Below are 814 nucleotides of genomic sequence, written 5' to 3'. Positions count from 1 at the left end.
GGTTCACGAAAGAAGTTGAGGCGTGGCAGGTGACCGGCGCGCGCGACACGGACAGCCGTTTCAGACGTGTTGAGGGGGCCGCCCTCGGCCCTCTGATCGGCCGCATCACGGAATATGAGACGCTCAGCGACAAGTGGAAGCTGGCCCGTGAGGGCGAAGGTCAAATCGTTCTGGTCTCCGGTGAGCCGGGGATCGGGAAATCGCGCCTGATCGAGGAGTTGCGGCAGAAAGCCCCCCAAGGCGCGCATGAGCAAATTCGGCTGCAGTGTTCTCCGTACCATTTTGCCAGCTCGTTTTATCCGATCATTCGGCGGCTTCACCATGCTGCCGACCTGAGGTCTGAAGACTCGGATGAGGCAAAGCTGGAGAAGATATCATCGGTTTTGAAAAACCCTTCAGATCAGGTTCTGCGATTGGCGGCGTCGCTATTGTCGATCCCGTTTGAGGATCGTCTGGGGCCGCTGACCCTGACGCCGCAACAGATCATGGATCAGACGCACGAGATGTTGTTGGAGCATTTGCTGGCCGATGCGTCGGAAAAGCCGATTTTGCTGTTGTTTGAAGACGCGCATTGGCTCGACCCGACGACAAAGGCGCTGATGGATCGGCTGGTGGACCGTCTTAGGGATCTTCCGGTGATGGTCGTGATGACCTTCCGGCCGGAATTTGACCCGGGTTGGGCGTTGCAATCGAACCTGACCAAAGTGGTCCTAAGGCAGCTTGATTTTCAGGATGTTAAGCGCATCGCAAATGAGGTCGCGGAAGGACAGGACATCCCCGACGCCATGTAAGAACTGGTGGCGGGCCGATCCGC

1 protein-coding gene is annotated in these 814 nt (G+C 58.0%); it reads left to right on the top strand.

Features of this window, described 5'->3' with window-relative positions:
- On the top strand, positions 1-791 hold a 791-nt coding region (locus tag ACR0E6_RS22035; RefSeq protein WP_480587361.1), incomplete at its 5' end, for an ATP-binding protein.
- Positions 792-814: the final 23 nt, after the last annotated feature.

Source organism: Ruegeria sp. AP12, from assembly GCF_056540025.1.
This window is presented reverse-complemented; position numbering and strand designations above follow the sequence as displayed.